Source organism: Rhizobium sp. N621 (assembly GCF_001664325.1).
Lineage (GTDB): Bacteria > Pseudomonadota > Alphaproteobacteria > Rhizobiales > Rhizobiaceae > Rhizobium > Rhizobium esperanzae.
The window spans coordinates 3,345,541-3,359,293 of record NZ_CP013495.1; the positions used below are offsets into that span (position 1 = coordinate 3,345,541).

17 protein-coding genes are annotated in these 13,753 nt (G+C 57.8%); 8 read left to right on the forward strand and 9 right to left on the reverse strand.

Translation table 11 applies throughout. The annotated features are described in order from the left end of the window. Nucleotides 1-9: 9 nt before the first annotated feature. Nucleotides 10-627, reverse strand: coding sequence for a hypothetical protein (locus AMK00_RS16250; protein WP_064811071.1), 618 nt, complete (start codon nt 625-627; stop codon nt 10-12). Between the two features lie 202 nt (nt 628-829). Between AMK00_RS16250 and AMK00_RS16255 the strand changes: the two genes are divergently transcribed. Beyond that, nucleotides 830-1,405 carry a hypothetical protein gene (locus AMK00_RS16255; protein ID WP_123876218.1) on the forward strand — a complete coding sequence of 192 codons (576 nt, stop codon included), beginning with the start codon at nt 830-832 and terminating at the stop codon, nt 1,403-1,405. A gap of 22 nt (nt 1,406-1,427) precedes the next feature. On the opposite strand, the gene AMK00_RS16260 is transcribed toward AMK00_RS16255, so the two are convergent. From AMK00_RS16260 to AMK00_RS16270, 3 genes are read right to left on the reverse strand one after another with little or no spacing between them, the layout of a single operon-like run. Further along, nucleotides 1,428-2,213, reverse strand: coding sequence for an ImmA/IrrE family metallo-endopeptidase (locus AMK00_RS16260; protein ID WP_064811073.1), 786 nt, complete (start codon nt 2,211-2,213; stop codon nt 1,428-1,430). Next, the gene (locus tag AMK00_RS16265; protein ID WP_064811074.1) at nt 2,200-2,577 is read right to left on the reverse strand and encodes a hypothetical protein; all 378 of its coding nucleotides are present in this window, start codon (nt 2,575-2,577) and stop codon (nt 2,200-2,202) included. Before AMK00_RS16265 ends, AMK00_RS16260 begins: the two co-directional genes overlap by 14 nt. Beyond that, on the reverse strand, nt 2,577-3,164 hold the full coding sequence (locus AMK00_RS16270; RefSeq protein ID WP_064811075.1) for a hypothetical protein: 588 nt from the start codon (nt 3,162-3,164) through the stop codon (nt 2,577-2,579). The genes AMK00_RS16265 and AMK00_RS16270 overlap by 1 nt, the downstream gene beginning before the upstream one ends. 176 nt (nt 3,165-3,340) lie before the next feature. Here AMK00_RS16270 and AMK00_RS16275 point away from each other — a divergent pair, with 176 nt between their 5' ends. The 6 genes from AMK00_RS16275 (at nt 3,341) to AMK00_RS16290 (ending at nt 7,902) form a co-directional block, all read left to right on the forward strand. Beyond that, nucleotides 3,341-4,444, forward strand: coding sequence for a multiubiquitin domain-containing protein (locus tag AMK00_RS16275; protein WP_064811076.1), 1,104 nt, complete (start codon nt 3,341-3,343; stop codon nt 4,442-4,444). Next, on the forward strand, nt 4,441-5,838 hold the full coding sequence (locus AMK00_RS16280; protein WP_064811077.1) for a ThiF family adenylyltransferase: 1,398 nt from the start codon (nt 4,441-4,443) through the stop codon (nt 5,836-5,838). The genes AMK00_RS16275 and AMK00_RS16280 overlap by 4 nt, the downstream gene beginning before the upstream one ends. Continuing rightward, nucleotides 5,835-6,017 carry a hypothetical protein gene (locus tag AMK00_RS33050; RefSeq protein ID WP_237350412.1) on the forward strand — a complete coding sequence of 61 codons (183 nt, stop codon included), beginning with the start codon at nt 5,835-5,837 and terminating at the stop codon, nt 6,015-6,017. The genes AMK00_RS16280 and AMK00_RS33050 overlap by 4 nt, the downstream gene beginning before the upstream one ends. Further along, nucleotides 6,018-6,161: a DUF6527 family protein gene (locus AMK00_RS33055; RefSeq protein WP_237350413.1), complete on the forward strand. Its 144-nt coding sequence runs from the start codon at nt 6,018-6,020 to the stop codon at nt 6,159-6,161. Nucleotides 6,162-6,396: 235 nt separating this feature from the next. After that, a complete protein-coding gene (locus AMK00_RS16285; RefSeq protein WP_064811078.1) occupies nt 6,397-7,167 on the forward strand; it encodes an NYN domain-containing protein in 771 nt (256 codons plus the stop codon). 144 nt (nt 7,168-7,311) lie between these two features. Further along, nucleotides 7,312-7,902 carry a hypothetical protein gene (locus AMK00_RS16290; protein ID WP_064811079.1) on the forward strand — a complete coding sequence of 197 codons (591 nt, stop codon included), beginning with the start codon at nt 7,312-7,314 and terminating at the stop codon, nt 7,900-7,902. 35 nt (nt 7,903-7,937) lie between these two features. Here AMK00_RS16290 and AMK00_RS16295 read toward each other — a convergent pair whose 3' ends face one another. The 5 genes from AMK00_RS16295 to AMK00_RS32035 form a co-directional block, all read right to left on the reverse strand. After that, nucleotides 7,938-8,693, reverse strand: a complete 756-nt coding sequence (locus AMK00_RS16295; RefSeq protein WP_064811080.1) for a helix-turn-helix domain-containing protein — start codon at nt 8,691-8,693, stop codon at nt 7,938-7,940. 122 nt (nt 8,694-8,815) lie between these two features. Further along, complete coding sequence (locus tag AMK00_RS16300) at nt 8,816-10,066, reverse strand: competence protein CoiA (RefSeq protein ID WP_064811081.1); 1,251 nt, start codon at nt 10,064-10,066, stop codon at nt 8,816-8,818. A gap of 526 nt (nt 10,067-10,592) precedes the next feature. Continuing rightward, nucleotides 10,593-10,994, reverse strand: coding sequence for a hypothetical protein (locus tag AMK00_RS16310; protein ID WP_064811083.1), 402 nt, complete (start codon nt 10,992-10,994; stop codon nt 10,593-10,595). Nucleotides 10,995-11,055: 61 nt separating this feature from the next. Next, nucleotides 11,056-12,030, reverse strand: coding sequence for a hypothetical protein (locus AMK00_RS16315; RefSeq protein ID WP_064811084.1), 975 nt, complete (start codon nt 12,028-12,030; stop codon nt 11,056-11,058). A gap of 371 nt (nt 12,031-12,401) precedes the next feature. Continuing rightward, the gene (locus AMK00_RS32035; protein WP_123876219.1) at nt 12,402-12,950 is read right to left on the reverse strand and encodes a hypothetical protein; all 549 of its coding nucleotides are present in this window, start codon (nt 12,948-12,950) and stop codon (nt 12,402-12,404) included. On the opposite strand from AMK00_RS32035, the gene AMK00_RS16325 reads away from it, so the two are divergent. Next, nucleotides 12,949-13,752 carry a hypothetical protein gene (locus tag AMK00_RS16325; RefSeq protein ID WP_123876220.1) on the forward strand — a complete coding sequence of 268 codons (804 nt, stop codon included), beginning with the start codon at nt 12,949-12,951 and terminating at the stop codon, nt 13,750-13,752. The genes AMK00_RS32035 and AMK00_RS16325 overlap by 2 nt on opposite strands. Nucleotide 13,753: the final 1 nt, after the last annotated feature.

A 13,753-nucleotide genomic window follows, 5' to 3' on the forward strand; every position in this document is an offset into this window, starting at 1 on the left:
CGCGTCACGTCAGCTCCGTATCCGGCGCACCTGCGTCTCCGGGCCGATCAGGGCATCGTCCAGATCGATCTCCAGGAAACCTTGGAGAATGAGCGCGGCCACGGTCGGCATCGGCCGCCCTTCCCTCACGGCCGACATGCATTCGGCCACCGTCAGCGATCCCATGTCGTCCAATGCGGCGAGAAGTCGAATCCTGTCGCCGAGCGGCGGCCTATAGAAGCCATATCGTAGGAGATCCTTGGCGTTCCGGAGGCGGAAGCTGCCGTCGAACTCAGCCATGACAACAGGACGATATTGATGACCCATGGATTCAGCGAGTGCTGTCACCCAGGACGGCGGCATCGGCTCTTCGCGTCCGACATCGATCAGGAAGGACCCGATTTCGGTGATGACGACGAAGTCGAGTTGGTAGTGATCGTCGCCTTCCCGGAGGATAGGCGGCGCCGGACTCCACTGGACGACATCGGGATCGAGATCGAGCAGGCAGGCGAAATCCCTCGCATGCTCGGAGCGAAACAAAGCGGGGCCGACGCACTTGATAGTGGCTTCGGTGTGGGAAATTGCAGGTAGTGTGACCGGACGTGGAGCGACATCGCTCCTGCGGCCTTCATGCGAGATACTCTTCATGGCATCCCTCGAAATCGAAAACGCAAAGTGGGTGACACCGGACAGAGCCGGACGTCGTCAGCGTATTCGGAGCAAGGTGTGTGCGAAGGTTCTCATGGACGCGAACGAATATAGAACATTGAGGGAGGCGTCAAGGACCCTAAAATGTTCTATTAAGGGCAGCTGGGAAGCGAACTCTGATAGGTCAAAGCGAGGGGGATTAATGAGCCGCGGTTTCGAGAGCGAGTTTAAGTCGGTTGATCTTCTGCTTGAATCGGAGTGCGAAAGCAGAGGCGTGGACGGTTTCTGTCTCGCTTGGATCAAGTTCGAGAGGCAGCTGCGGAAGCTCACAGCTAATCTCATCTACCAAGCATCGGACATCAAAGCCGCCGATGCCGGGAAGATCCGCGAGGCTTTCTATGGGCATGGAAGTCTCGACTACAACAGCTTCATAGGAGCGATACATCACTTGAGTGGCGTTTCTGTCGGCGACTTGATCGGCGATCGATACCGAATTCTCAAGAAGGAGATCGGGGTCTGCTATCGGAACAGACAGAAGATCTTTCACGGCCAGCAAACGGGCCAGAGTCTCGATCGAGAAGCTTTGCTTACCCGCATCGCGTCTATTCGCGAATGGTGCCAATTGCTGGCGGCCGGCGCGGCAGATCGATATGGTTATGATGGCTTTACGGGGAATACATCCCTGTTCAAGACCGATCGGCCTGACATCGTTGAAGCGGTGGACAAGGCCGTCCGGCGCCGGGGTTGGTTGGCGTACGCCCAGTCTTTCCAGCGCTGACCCGGGAATAGCAGTACGAGCCTTACCCCACCATGTTGGGGTCGAGGTTCAAGATAGTCACGACGCCTTCTCCGGGGATTCGAAACGACTGCTCGGTGATCTCGTATCTCGATGCCCAAGCTTTATCGAACCAAGCGTCCGCGCCGATTTTTCGGGGGAAACGCTGCTCCTCCTGGTTCTGACTGTGGAGTAATTGGAACGCGAAGCTCTCCGCATCCAATTCCTCTCTGGGAAACCATCGGTTATTCATCTTGGGAGCAGATCTGTGCCATTTCCTCCCAGTGGTGCCATGACATATGACCATCGATGCCGGATAGATGTCACTGTCGATCATCCTGATCAGCGTGGCGGTGAGGCTAGTTTTGAACTCTCCCGCCACCTCTTTCAATGCATTCAGGTTCAACGTTCGATGCTTGCGGCATTCGGTCTTAAACATGGGCCATGGCATCAAGAGATCAGCCGCATATTGGTCCGCAGCCCGTTCGACAGTGTTGGTCTGCGAGAACTTGCCGATGTCGGTCGAGCGGCACGCAACTGTTTCTCCTCGATGATGAGCCCAATGGCCAAGTTCATGGGCAATTGAGAAGCGTTCACGTTGAGGCATGCCGCCCAAATTGACAGAGATGATGCCTTTATTTCCGAGACCTGTGATCATTGCCTCACAGCATTTGAGGCAACGGCGTTTCACGCGAAGCCCTACATAGTATGCGATTGCTTCTACATCGATATCGCGAGGCTCGGTAATTCCTAAAGAGCGAAGTAGTGCATTCGGAGACAAATTCGTTGGAATTGGATCAATTCTCTTCATTATCGTTATCTTCGTCTTCCAATTCCGCGAGATCTTCAAGAATTGCTTCGAGATCATCGTCCATAGATCCATTACCAAAACGAGCAGCTAGCGTAAGACCTGCAGTGGCATCGCCCGCTTTTGCACGATCGTATCGACCCCTAGCGCGTTCAACGTCGAGATCACTTAACTTGGGAGCCATATTGCCGGAGAACGCACCGGCGCGCGCGCGTTCTAAGCGCAACTTCGCGAGCTTCATTTCCGCTTGTTCGATAGCACCTCTGACCATCTGCACATTTGCAGCATCTTCTGGTCCAAGTGGGGTGTCATCGGAAAGTATGAAGTCGATAAAGTTGTCTACCGCATCCTTCTTCTGGTCGCTCATCACGGACGTCCTTCTGTCGCCCAACTTTCGTTGGCGAGCTTTTCGATGTGGCGGTTCATGCGGGTGCGCAGCGCTTCCAAGCGCTTGACGTCAACCCCGACCGCATCCTGCAGTTCCTTGCCTCGCAGGCCATCCTCGATACCCATGAGCAGCATCTCCATCTCGCCGTCGCCGGCGAAGTGTGCCTGTAACTTCGACATCGCGCTCTCAAGCCGTTCCTTCTTGGCAAGATCCGCGCTGTCGTCGTTAGCCGCGACCGTCATGAGGTCTTCAGAGTTGACGATAGTCAAACCCTGCTTCAGGCGCACGAGCTTTCTTTCCTCAGGGATCAATTTCCCGTCTGTCGCGAGGCTCTTCATGACGCCACCGACAAACGACAGGAATGCGATGTTCCTCGGCCATTTCCGTTTGCCTTCGGCAATCCTAATGAACGCTTCATTGATCAATTCTTGTGGCGGCGCGTAACCCCCAGAACTCGCAATGAAGCTCGCTATCCGGCCAAGCTTGTCTAGCTCGACTTCGGAAAGATTCCGGAACACCACAAGGGCTTCTTCCGGGGAGTAATATTCTTCGTCAGGCTGTCCCACCAGCTCCTCCGCTTATTCTTGCTCATGTGTCGACCTCCTCCTTGATCTTCACATTGTTTGCGCGTGGCCGCGCAGATTCCGACAAAACTTTTTTCGTGTCGGAATCGTCGGCGTTGCACGCAAACAATGTGGACGAACGTGTCCTCCCAAACTTTATCAACTAGGAATCACAGACCATGACTATCGAACATCAGGAAACGGACCGCGGCAAGAACACCACCGTCCAAATCGGGGGTCTCGACCTCAACTTCCACGCTTTTCTTCTGGACACCAATACGCCTACGGGTGGCAAGATCGCCAAGACCGCTGGTTTCAACGCGGACCGGTACCCCTACGTCCTTCAGTGGCGTGACGACGGCGATCTCGAAGAACTCCGTGCCCAGGAAGAAGCGGACCTCAGCAAGGGCGGCAAGTTCATCGTTGCGGCAAGCGACGGCAGCAACCGCATTGCTATCGAAGGCGAAGCTCTCGATTGGCCTTCCGACGAGATCTCTGGCGCCGCGGTCCGCAAGCTCGGACGTATCGCCGCCGACCGCTCCATCTATCTCGAGCGCACGGACGAACCTGACCGCCTGGTCGAAGATGGCGACATCATCAAGATCAGGAAGGGCGGCATCGAACAGTTCCGCAGCCGTAAGCCTGACGTCTGGGAACTGAACGTGCAGGGCAAGAAGATCGTCTCCGCCACGCCCGTCATTTCCGTGGTCGATGCGCTAACTCGTGCAGGATTCGATCCGAACGCCTGGATCATCATCCTGAAGGTTGCGGGCCAGCCCAAGCGTCAGCTTTCGGTCGGCGACGAGATTGACCTGCGCGCGCCGGGGATCGAGAAGATCCGCCTGACCGCAAAGGACGTGAGCAACGGTGAGGCGCGCGCTGCGCCTTCCCGTGACTTTGCCCTTCTGGAAGCGGACGAGTCCTATCTGGACGATCTTGGCCTTCGCTGGGAGACCCGCAACAGCGACGGCCACCGCTGGCTGATCATTCACGACTACCCGGTTCCTGCTGGTTACACGGTCACGACCACGACACTCGCACTGATGATCCCGCCTACCTACCCACAGGCGCAGATCGACATGTTCTATGCGTTTCCGCCTCTGCAGCGCGTCAATGGAGCTGCGATCCCTGCAACCGAGGCGCTGCAGAGCATCGTCGGCTTGTCCTTCCAGCGCTGGTCGCGCCACCGGGGCAATGTCGTCCCGTGGAATCCCCAGCGCGACAACGTCGTTACCCACCTTGCACTGGTTGAATCCTCTCTTCTGAAGGAGGTCGGCGAATGAGGCCAGAACGCACTCTGGCTATGGGTGGCGTCACCCACGCCCTGCTGAAAACGCACCTGTTGTCCGACGGCAATGAAGCCGCTGCAATCCTGATCTGTGCGCCCTCGCCCGGCCCCCGGCAGCGTCTTGTTGTCCGCCAGGCCTTGCTTGTGCCGCACGATGCCTGTCCCGTTCGCAAGCCGGACGCCATCGTGTGGCCGGGCGCCTACATCGAAGACGCTATCGATATTGCCGAACCTGAAGGACTCGTCGTCATCCTGCTTCATTCCCATCCAGGTGGCTGGCTACAGTTCTCGCATATCGACAACGAAAGCGATGCGCGGGTGATCCCCGGCTTGTTCGAAGCCTTCGGAGAATGCCACGGCTCGGCGATCATGACCCCTGAAGGCGCAATTCGTGCGCGTCTGTACGCTCCCGACATGTCTTCGCAGCCCGTGGATCTGGTGACGGTCGCCGGCGACGATATCAGCTACTGGTGGAACGATCGCATCGTCAACGGCGTCCCGGCCGGCCGCCCTCTTGCCTTCACGGGTTCGATGACCGAGGAACTCTCTCGCCTGTCCGCGGCCGTGATCGGCGTATCCGGAACGGGGTCGATTTCCGCCGAGCAGGTCGCGCGCCTCGGCTTCGGCTCCGTCACTCTTGTCGACCCCGACAAGATTGAAAAGAAGAACCTCAACCGCATCCTCAATGCGACTTCCGCCGACGCCGAACAGGGTCGTTCGAAGGTCGAGATGTTTTCCGCTGCCATTGCGGAACATCGCGGTGACGGCGTTGCCGCCCACATCTGCCACACTATCGGAACCAGGGAGGCAATCGAGGCTGTTAGCCAATGCGATGTCATTTTCTGCTGCGTGGACAGCAAGGAGGGCCGCCAGTATGCCGACCTCATCGCTACGGCGTTCCTCATCCCGCTCTTTGATGTCGGTGTCACGATCCCGACGTTCCTTGATGACGGCAAGGTTGCAATCGCCGATGTCAGCGGTCGGATCGATTACGTTCAGCCCGGCGGTTCCACGCTTTCCGATCGTGGCGTGTACACGCAGGAAAGCTTGCGGGCCGAGTATCTGCTGCGCACCGACCCGGCCGCATTCCAGGACGAACTCGCCGCAGGATACATTAAGGGAATCCACGAAGAGGCGCCTTCGGTGATTACGCTCAACATGAGAGCCTCTGCGGCATTGGTCAACGAGTTCATCGCTCGCGCCTATCCCTATCGGCAGGAGCCGAACCGCAACTACGCCCGGGTCTCGTTCAGCCTCGCGGCCTGCGATGAGGATCATTACACGGAGGACGACTTCGACCGGGGCGAAAACGCGCTGCTTGGTCGAGGAGCCGCCGAGCCGTTGTTGGGCCTGCCACTGTTTCGCAAGCCAAAGAAGGTCGCCGGATGAAGATCACTCGCTGGTTTCGGAAACTGTGGGGGAAATACGGCCCCGCCCGTCGGCTGGTGATCATCGAGGGCGACGAGCTTCCGCATGATCTGCCCGCTCGCGACCTTATTCTCGCACGAGACGGCGGTGACGATTGGAGCGTCGGCATGCGCTGCCCCTGTGGATGCGGAGACAGGTGAGTGATCCTCGAGGAAGCTCGGCCGCGCTGGGATGTCAGCGTCAACAAGGCCGGAGAGCCGTCGCTGCACCCATCAGTCTGGCGAAAGTCAGGATGCAGGTCTCACTTCTGGGTTCGCGAGGGGCGAATCCTTTGGTGCGAATAGGCGCGTCTCTCGCGCGCCCGAATAACAACCTAAAAAGGGAGAACACAATGTCAGACAGCAAAATAACATCGCTCGACGGTAGCCTGAAAGGCACCATTGCAGGACGATCACCGCCGACCGCGCGCAAGGCGCAGGCATGTGGGTTGGGGGGCTGTCGGCAGATATTAGTTGATGGAAAATACTGGGCTCGGACTATACTTTCTGGCACGGTGAGGCGAAGGACGGGGATCGTTGAATGGCGACTGAAAATTCGGGGCCGCTAGCACTGCTGATCGATGGTGACAACGCATCACCAAAGATCGTGGTTGGCCTGATGGCAGAAATTGCGAACTACGGCGTAGCGAGCGTAAAGCGGGTCTATGGCGACTGGACAGGCCCGAACCTCAAGGGCTGGAAAGACTGCCTCCTCGAACATTCCATTCAACCAATACAGCAGTTCGCCTACACGACAGGGAAGAACGCTACCGACGGCGCCATGATCATCGATGCCATGGACCTTCTATACACTGGACGCTTCTCCGGGTTCTGCATTGTCTCCAGTGACAGCGATTTCGCACGTTTAGCAGCAAGGATCCGCGAACAGGGCGTCACGGTCTACGGGTTCGGAGAACGCAAGACGCCGCGCCCCTTCATCACGGCCTGCGACAAGTTCGTGTATTTCGATGTTCTCAATACGCAGGCGGAAGAAGCTGACCAAGCGGCCGCCCCGACACAACAGCAAACCGAAGTGAAACCTTCCCCGGCCAAACAGCCTGCCAAAAAAGCAGGCTTGAACAAGGCAGCCCAAGACATGCTGATTAAGGCCATTGTTGCAACTGCGGATGAAGACGGTCGGGCTAATCTGGCCCAAGTTGGCGGACACCTTGCGAAGCAGGCACCGGACTTTGACGCCCGAAACTACGGCTTTCCTCGATTGAGTGACCTCGTGAAGTCGTCCGGCATCGTCGATGTTGAGCGCTCTTCGGAAAATCCAAAGACGATCCTCGTTCGGCTCAAGAAGAAGTAGCCCTTCCAGGCCCGTCGTAAGATTTTACTGGCGCTCCTGCATTTCGAAGGCAAGGCCGCTAGCCTATCAGGCCGATGGAGAATTCCAGGATAATCTATTTGGATGGGATCCTTTCCCGCATGAGCTGAGGAAATCTAAGCGTCCATGGTGCTTTTACCCGAGAGCTTCAAAGCCTTCCAATATCAGGCAGGTATCGACCGCATCTGTGATGCCTATCGGGCATCGGCCGACACGATCAACAAGGCGGTCAGTGAAGCGACCCTCGCGTGTGCGCAGTATTTGAAAAGCGGTGCCGATGATCGAGAATATGATGAGGATGGCATCCTGATCTTTTCCACCGCGAACTCGCTCGCACACGCGGAGTTGGAAGCGATCCTAGCCGTCAGCGTCGTCCGGGAAGCATTCATCACGAGCGCCTTTCATTACTGGGAACGGTCCGCGCGAGTGTGGACGGGGCTGCACGGATTCGAACACAAGTTTCCTGCCCTGAAAGAGGGGGCTCGGCGGCTGTACTCAGTGAGCCCGCAACTACCCAATCTAAACCGTCTCAACAATGTCCTGAAGCACAACAGCCGTCGTGTCGATCAAACACTTCTCAAGAACCGCCCAGATTACTTCGGCAGCCCGCCCCCGAGAACGAATGGCAGCACTCTTCCAGAAGTCCGCCTCCGGCTAACCCACGAGCACGTCGAGGAAGCGTTCGACATCGTGAGGGCGTCAGGGCCGACGCGCTAGTCTTTGCACGCGCCGGGTTTATCATCGTGCAACGTTTAGTCGACGTCGGCAAATCCTAGATTTGGCATGGCGACATGCCGTTTATCTACGAAGACCTGCTTTCGTTTCGCCGCTCCGGGATCGGTCAGTTTCGGGGTGATCGATAGCACCGCTACCGTCCAATCCGGCAAGCCGGGTTGCGGTGCGGACATCACGCCACTGAGCACGGTCAGACCCCGCCGTTCCAGCTCCGAGACGCACGAGAGAATGTCGCTGTAGAGGCGCCGCCGCGGGATCTCCTCCCCGCCTTCAATTTCGATATCGTCGGAGAGTTCGAAGGACGCGAAGTCTAGCCATTCGGTCAGGGCGGCGATCTCTTGATCATAGATGTCCGGCACGCCGGGCCTGTGTACAAGGAAAGCCTGGCACTGCGCTGCCTCCCGCACTGCCCGTTGCGTCTTCATGGGGGAGACATCCACAGGTTCGAGGTGGGCATATGTCTCCACCATCTGCTCGGCGACGGCTTCAGGACCAATGGGCAGTCTCGGCTCGTGAAAGGCACCCTTTTCGTATCCCAGCGCGAGCGCGATCCGATCGAGAGCGTCTTCGCTAACGCGCTCTCCGCGTTCCACGCGCTCCACAGTCGAGACTGAGACGGTGGCGAAGTCGGCCAGCGTCGAAACCTTCCATTGACGAAGATCCCGCGCCCACCGGACAATGAGCGCTACCAGTTCGATGGGCGGAGCCGTAGGCACGTCGACACGCTTGTCGGCAGACTGAGCAACCTTGTGAAGCAGTTCCTGAACATTCATGGGCATTCTCCTTTCGCTGGAGAGAACATGCCCGAACTGCTTCGTGCAAAAGAGTCCGGAAAATCCTTCAGTACGATAAGCATGAGGTAGTTCAACGCCGCGCCGTCAGCAGTAGCACGACTTTAATCTGTTTCAATGTCAGCATATCCCACGTGTCGTACCTTGCCGAGTGGCCCGTCAGCGGACGAGCTACTCGCTTGAAGCCGCGTGAGAGTAATTCTCGGGATGCCGAAACCGTGCACGCCCAGCATCGGCTTCGAAGGAGGGTTCGCCCGATCGATGAAACACCAACGGTCTCTCACCTCGTAAAAAGGTGCCACTTCTTCAGCATTGGTTTTCAGATCGAATTCGAGCAGTACCCTGTCCTTGTCCGACGGATACGGGAGATACGAGCGTGAAAGGAAGGCACCGCACCCGCATATGTTGGCGAGGTAGGTGGCCGTGGATTCCTTGGGCTTGCGCTGGCCGAGCCGATAGCCCCCGACACTTGGGAGGCGCGCGTTGATGCTTTCCAGAATCCGCTCGGCAAGGCTGCCTTCGACTTCGCCCAACTCGTGGATCTCGACGAGAATGTTCGGAAAGTCAGGGTTAAGGTGGCCGAGATCGAGGACGATCCACGTAGCTGGTTGAACCTCGGCGCCGCAGGAGTAGCACCAGTTGGCCACTCCGCCGACGGTCAGGCGGACATCAAACTCACTGGCGAGACCAAACCTGAAGCGTCCCTCGACAGCTCCACGAACGAACTCGGCCAGCGTTCCACATCGACGCCAGGACGCCAGATCGGCGACCTCCCTGGAGCTCATGTACTCCGCACCGCGGACGAGCACCTCGCTCGGAATGTAGATGTCGAACCCGTCGTCTGTGGGAACCAGCCTTGTGACGGGGACGTCCCTCGAATTGAGAGGCATCGGCCTCTTCATGAACCAGAGTGACCTGAGGCCATGTCCATTATATCGTACCGTCCGAGCGTTGGTGATCTCCGCCAACTGCGGCGACCACTGCACTTCGAATGCGATCCCCTTCGAAGCTTCGGCCGAGCGCTTCCCTAGAACATCGGCAATACAAACGCCGGCGGCATCTATCATCCGGTGCTCCGGGGTTGCAATCCAGCCGGCGTCCTTGAGCGCCTTGCAGATGATCGTCTTCGCCCGGAGGTGCTCCTGGGTTTCGGGAGCGGTATCACAGCCACCGCGGACTTGGTGTGCGAAATAGCGGGTTCCAAGCGATGAGGTCTTGAGGATCACCCCGGCATTGCAACAGGTGAAGCTCAGATGGCGTTCGCGAGCATTCCGTTCACGGAGAGCTGCCCATGAATCCGCGTCGTGTTCGAACGACAGCTCGTCGCCTTCACTCGATATGCATCGAAGCGGCATGCTTTCCCCTGGCCACAATCGTTCGTACCACAACGACAGACGGAAAAGATGGCTCAGGCAGCTTGCCGCCGTCAACCTTCGCCGCACGTGAGAAACCAGAACCTCCAAGAACACCGATGACCTGTGGTGCTCAGCTCGGGCTCCCCTTTCTCTCGAAGAGGGAACAACCGGACTTTTCACTTGATGCCGGTCCAGAGTCACCCGAGCATCAAATGATCAAAAGGAGCAGACGCCGACATGCGTGGAACAGATCAAACGGTACGGTACTTTGAATGCTCACTGGACGTCGGAGACGTTGTGTCCGCCACGAATGCCAAGAGGCAATTAAACGCTGAGCTGCCGACCTCAGACAGTGCGCTCGTCAAAGAACTCAACGAGCAACTCCGCGAATATGAACAAATCGAGTCTCAGCACGGTAGCGGCGCCCTCCTCGATCTGAGCCGGTCTACGGTAGCATCCCTTGTCGCGAGTGGACACATCGAGAAGACACGCGTCGACGCGGCACAGGCGTACCGCGCTACATTGGCTACTTGATCTTGCGGCCTTGAGCGAGATAGTCCGCAAATGCGCTCGCTTGTTCAGGCGACGTCGCCATATGGACTTCGCGATGGTTCTCTTTCATAAGAAGGTAGTAGGTGCCCTGCTCGAACTCCACGAAAACAGTCATCGCGCCTTCGATTTCGTCAACGATTACCCACTTGCCTTCGATAAAGCGACATTCTCGCCGGGCAAATGCCTGTCGGTGAGGAATGTCTCGCGGCCCGATATCTTGATGTACCTCCCCGCTTCTCTCGTTCTCCGCGAACTGCAGCTCGACAAGTTCCAGGGCGACCTCGTCGCGTGACTTCGAAGCCCTCGTGAGGGTCCCTCCAGTAGTTGCTCCGAAAAAGAAAACATCCAAATCGTAGGTAAAGAAAACGATATACATGTGCGCTCCGATTGTTCGGAGTAGAGAAAGTTCGTTTCACAAGGGTAAAGCCAACGGGCCTCTACCTTTTCCTCGCCTTAAACTCCAACACCTTCCCGCCGTCTTGAAGAAACTTTTCCCGTTCCTGCGGAAGTACGAGCCTTGGCGGCACCCAACGCGTCACCATCGGCGTTCTGTCACCGCCGGGGTCGTCTACGATCCATCTTCCCGGCATCAGCGTTGCATTCGACCAGTCGATGTCCCAATCGACCTCATCGCAGCCGCACTCGTAGATCTCTGTCCGGTTCGTGTCGCTCGTTTCCGTCCGAAACATCGACATCGTCCCCTGTACGTCCGGGCGGGCGCGAGACAAGTAAAGCATGGCGTTCGTTGCGAGCCGCGCGAGGTGCCAGAGGCTCGCCTGTTTTGCGAGATCCTTGTCTCCCCGGATCTTGAGCTTCGCGTAGTCGATCTGAGCTATGTCGGCATTCTCAGGTATCGCGAAGGCTATGTAGCTCTTCCGGGTGTGGCTTGGCATGTGATGTGCACGGCGTTCCCAGTCCGGATGATTCGTCACAAAAGTCAGCAGCCAACCACGGACCGGACTGTCGCTATGGTTTATGTAGAAGCCCTCTATCAGGCTGGCAGGATTCTCCCGGTCGTACTCGAGGGTTGCCCCGACATGAACATAGATGGCTGTCCGCCACGGGAAGACGTTCTTCAGAGTGATGCCATCGGCCCATGTCGCCTCTAGGTGAGGTCCGAGAGACGCCATGTCGAAGATCAGCCCACCGTTCGAGATGTGATGGCGTCGGATTTGTCGCAGGAATGACTGCAGGCTGTAGTCGCCACGCTTCCGCCGATCCGCGTATTCCGCCTGCCTGTATATTTTATCGACCGCACTTTCGGAGGCGTCAGCTCCGGCTGCGGACTGCTCGATGCGCACCCGTTCGCGGAGGTTAGCACGCTGGACATCGCCAAGGGCCGCCCACATGTCCACCCGCAGAGGATGGTACCAAACTGGAAGTCCGCCTATCTCGTAGCCCTTGCTGCTCATTTCGCCGACATTGTCCCTCTCTCGATGCTCGCGCGTACCGCCGAAACGGAAGGTATCCCGGGGAACCGGCTGCGGCAACCGGTATCATAATACCGGTCCAGGCTCTTGACATACCGAACAAACCAGGAACATATGCACTCGCCTGCACGAACACCCGCTCCATGACGGAGGCGCCACGATGGCAATGCGAATACGACTTTCCCGTCGGTAACGACGCCCGCGACCCGCCCATGATCTTGGCGGCTGCTGAACTCGTGCTCGAATCCTGAACGTGAATCTTTCGCGCCGCCGCTAATGGCAGGCACAGCCTGCACTTCAGCCTGTGCCTGCCGAAGGATTGGAAATTCTGCACAACACTTCTAACATACTGTTCAGCCGCCCCACAGCAATGAACTCATGAGCGGATCCTTCGGCGAAAGCAGAGCGAAAATTCCGGAAAACAATGCGTTCTCAGTGAGTTGGCCGACGTTGTTCGAGCCGAGCCCCACTTGATTTTCGTTCAATCTGTGTTCTCGTAACAGGGGTTGATCGGACGCCCCGAGCGACACGCATGCAGACAGTAATCTTGCCAACACGTCGCCGAGAACGCTCTCGGCGCGAACGGAGAAGCTATGTCCAAGCGCCGGAATACAAGGAAGAAAAAAATCCTGACCCCTACGATGACCATTGCGGAGGTCGAAGAGTTCTTCCTCAAGGAATTTCTCAAGCTCCAGCGCTCGAAGGCCAAGAAGCAACAGCGAGGACAGTCGATAGACGGTCCCACGCCCGCTGACGCGTGGGCGGACGGCTGCAAGACTGCCCCGGCGGCCAAGTTCGTCAAACCAACCCTCAACTAGCACCAGACACCTCACCCAGATTTCGAAGCCAAAATCAGAAACAGCATGCCGCGGATCGCATCCGGGCGTGAAGGGAAGACTCATGACTTCAACACCTCGAATGCACGTCAAACCGCGCGAGAACGTCATCGACGCCATGTGGCGCGAGATCTTCGGCCGCAAGCACGAACCAAAGCGGGAATTCAAAAAGCGCGCCCGGCATAAGACGATCATCGTCAACCACCCGACAAAGAAAGCAGCACGGAATGGGATGATCCGAGCTCGTCAGCCACTGATGGCCGACGGCCTCACCCATGTGGACGTTACGCCGGACATCATCCGCGTCGCCGAGTATCCGCTGGAAATTACCTACCAGATCAAACGCGGCAACGGTCAGATCGTGACGCGCACGCACATTCCGGACCTCGCCACTCTCTCGGCGAGCGGACGAGTCCTCGTGATCGACTACGAGCCGATCAACATCCAGAAGCGGCTACGCAAACAGGTTTTCGAACGGAGAAAGGCCGGGATCGCCGCCGCCCTGCTCGCGCTGGATGCCCATTACGTGGTCCAGGACGAGTGCTCGATCCATCTGCAGCCTCGCTGGCACAATGTCTGCGAGATCTGGAAGCACATGCACGAAAACGGACAGCATCCGGGCATCGCCGAGGTCCGTCTCCAGATCATGAACGGTCGGCTCCCGGCGACGATCGGCCAACTCATGCGGCGCGTCAGCCCGAATGCCGTGACCTCGCGCTTTGCAGACCAGCCGATCGAGGATGCGAAGCTCATGCAGGACGTGAACCCGACCTACACCGCCGTGCTCCAGCTGGCCGCCGCGGGCAAGGTCCGGCTCGACCACTCCATGCCCCTCACCATCGACTCCATCGTGACTAGGAAGGACTGAA

Coding starts and splice junctions, on each gene's coding strand:
- AMK00_RS16325 (WP_123876220.1), top strand. CDS start 12,949: ATGACTTCAACACCTCGAATGCACGTCAAACCGCGCGAGAACGTCATC.
- AMK00_RS33050 (WP_237350412.1), top strand. CDS start 5,835: ATGAAGATCACTCGCTGGTTTCGGAAACTGTGGGGGAAATACGGCCCC.
- AMK00_RS16255 (WP_123876218.1), top strand. CDS start 830: ATGAGCCGCGGTTTCGAGAGCGAGTTTAAGTCGGTTGATCTTCTGCTT.
- AMK00_RS16250 (WP_064811071.1), bottom strand. CDS start 627: ATGAAGAGTATCTCGCATGAAGGCCGCAGGAGCGATGTCGCTCCACGT.
- AMK00_RS16275 (WP_064811076.1), top strand. CDS start 3,341: ATGACTATCGAACATCAGGAAACGGACCGCGGCAAGAACACCACCGTC.
- AMK00_RS16260 (WP_064811073.1), bottom strand. CDS start 2,213: ATGAAGAGAATTGATCCAATTCCAACGAATTTGTCTCCGAATGCACTA.
- AMK00_RS16290 (WP_064811079.1), top strand. CDS start 7,312: ATGGTGCTTTTACCCGAGAGCTTCAAAGCCTTCCAATATCAGGCAGGT.
- AMK00_RS16280 (WP_064811077.1), top strand. CDS start 4,441: ATGAGGCCAGAACGCACTCTGGCTATGGGTGGCGTCACCCACGCCCTG.
- AMK00_RS16265 (WP_064811074.1), bottom strand. CDS start 2,577: ATGAGCGACCAGAAGAAGGATGCGGTAGACAACTTTATCGACTTCATA.
- AMK00_RS16300 (WP_064811081.1), bottom strand. CDS start 10,066: ATGCCGCTTCGATGCATATCGAGTGAAGGCGACGAGCTGTCGTTCGAA.
- AMK00_RS32035 (WP_123876219.1), bottom strand. CDS start 12,950: ATGAGTCTTCCCTTCACGCCCGGATGCGATCCGCGGCATGCTGTTTCT.
- AMK00_RS16315 (WP_064811084.1), bottom strand. CDS start 12,030: ATGAGCAGCAAGGGCTACGAGATAGGCGGACTTCCAGTTTGGTACCAT.
- AMK00_RS16295 (WP_064811080.1), bottom strand. CDS start 8,693: ATGAATGTTCAGGAACTGCTTCACAAGGTTGCTCAGTCTGCCGACAAG.
- AMK00_RS16285 (WP_064811078.1), top strand. CDS start 6,397: ATGGCGACTGAAAATTCGGGGCCGCTAGCACTGCTGATCGATGGTGAC.
- AMK00_RS16310 (WP_064811083.1), bottom strand. CDS start 10,994: ATGTATATCGTTTTCTTTACCTACGATTTGGATGTTTTCTTTTTCGGA.